The following is a 1,941-nucleotide window of genomic DNA, read 5'->3' as shown; positions in this document are numbered from 1 at the left end:
AGCCGGACCTGTTCGGCGAACAGGGTTACGATGGTTTCCCCGCGGGGGTAGTCAACGTCAGCTCCCTGGAAGCGGGTTAATAGCTCATCCTGTTCTCTTTCATTCAATAAATTGATATCGCCGATATTCTGGGATGCATCCTTAGTAAGGGCTCCTAATATCGTCTCATAATGACCACATAAGGCTGCTATTTTTGCCGATGAAAACAAGTCTCTATTGAATTGAACATGCATTACTAACTCATTGCCATGTTCCGTTATAGAAATATCGAGATCGAACTGTGCGACTGTACTTAAATAATCTTCCGGATAAAGATCTAAATCTGGCAGGGTAAGTTCCGGCTGCTGAGAACTATTTTGCAGACCAAATATCGTCTGAATCAAAGGCGAACGACCTGCTCCCTGGCCGCTGTTCAAAGATGCGACTACCTTTTCGTAAGGCACATCTTGATGCTCATAACCTTCAAGGACAGTTTTCTTTACCTGCTGGAGAAAATCGGAGAATGTAACATCCGGTTTGAGAAAGCTTCTTAATACTATCATATTGACAAAGAAGCCTATAAGATGTTCCGTCTCCGGCTGGGTTCGGTTTGCTACCGGAGTACCGATACTTATGTCTTCCTGATTGTTGTACCTGAAAAGTAATACTTTAAATGCGGCAAGAAGAGTCATAAATAAGGTTGCCCCATGCTTTACCGAAAGTGAATGAAGTTCGTTCCTTAAAGCCTCCGGTAGTCTGTGACGGAAAGAAGTGCCTCTGATTTTGTAATTGTCAGTTCGGGGGAAATCAAAAGGTAAATTTAAAATTTCTACCTCCCGTAATTTCTCTTTCCAATAGGAAAGTTTCCGATCCAATACCTCTCCGGTGAAATAGTTACGCTGCCAGACTGCATAATCGGCATATTGAATTTCCGGTGGTTTGATGTTAGTCGGTTGACCAGTGATGAATGCTTCCCAGTACTTGCGGAATTCTTCAACAATCAGGGAGACCGACCATCCGTCCACCGCGATATGATGAAAAGTTATAATTAATATATGATTATCCGGGGCAATCGCGAGTAGTTCAGCCCGCATCATGTGATCGGCAGAGAGATCAAATGGGGAATTTATCCGGTCTTGTACATAGGAAGACAAATCTATATTTGGCTGCGCCTGCTCAAGTTTGGTATAAAGTAAGTTCCAATGCCCTTTTTCTAATATTTTTTGAAAACCTGTCCCATTTTTTTCTGCTATAATTGTACGTAATATTTCATGTCTGTCAATAATATTCCTTAGTGCATTCTCAATCAATGCTCTATTAACTTCCCCCTTTATCCGGAATACCGCAGGGATGTGGTATTGAACGCTACCTTCAAATTGATCTATGAACCAAAGCCTTTCTTGACTATAAGATAGTGGGAGATCTTCATCTGATTCTCTTCTCTTGATAGGCGGGACATTTGCGTGCTTTTCTTCAAATGAAACATGTTCTTCAAAGTATTGAATAAGCCTTTCCTTTTCCTGTTTTAATTTATGTAACAACTCAGGTTCGGCCTTTTTATTTTTAGGTACCTGGACGGCCAGTTCATGATTGCGGTATGTTATTTTCCACCCCGCCGCTTCGGCTCTCTGAATTAGATCTATAATTTCAATTAAGTTGTTATAAGACATTTTTCCCTACTTAGTGATTAACTGATCAGAGTTTTATTTCCTCAAAATCTGCTAATTCAGCTGGTTCGTAATTTTGATTAATTGTAATAAATCTGGCAATTGCTTCAATCGTGTTTAATTCAAATAAGGTCCTCACAGATACCTTAATATTGAACTCCAGGTAAATCAGCGGAATAATTCGCATCAATGCAATAGAATGTCCGCCCAGTTCAAAGAAATTATCATGAACCCCCACGGTGTGTATATCCAATACTTTTTTCCAGATCCCGGCTAACTGCGCCTCTGTTGAATT

2 protein-coding genes are annotated in these 1,941 nt (G+C 40.6%); both read right to left on the bottom strand.

Going from position 1 to position 1,941, the window contains the following annotated elements; genetic code table 11:
* The coding region (locus tag FHW88_RS29960; RefSeq protein ID WP_255485498.1) for a condensation domain-containing protein at nt 1–1,649 on the bottom strand (1,649 nt) is incomplete at its 3' end.
* A 25-nt stretch (nt 1,650–1,674) separates the two neighbouring features.
* On the bottom strand, nt 1,675–1,941 hold a 267-nt coding region (locus tag FHW88_RS29955), incomplete at its 5' end, for a phosphopantetheine-binding protein (protein WP_176629134.1).

This window comes from Mucilaginibacter sp. SG538B (genome assembly GCF_013376065.1).
Taxonomy (GTDB): Bacteria; Bacteroidota; Bacteroidia; order Sphingobacteriales; family Sphingobacteriaceae; genus Mucilaginibacter; species Mucilaginibacter rubeus.
This window is presented reverse-complemented; position numbering and strand designations above follow the sequence as displayed.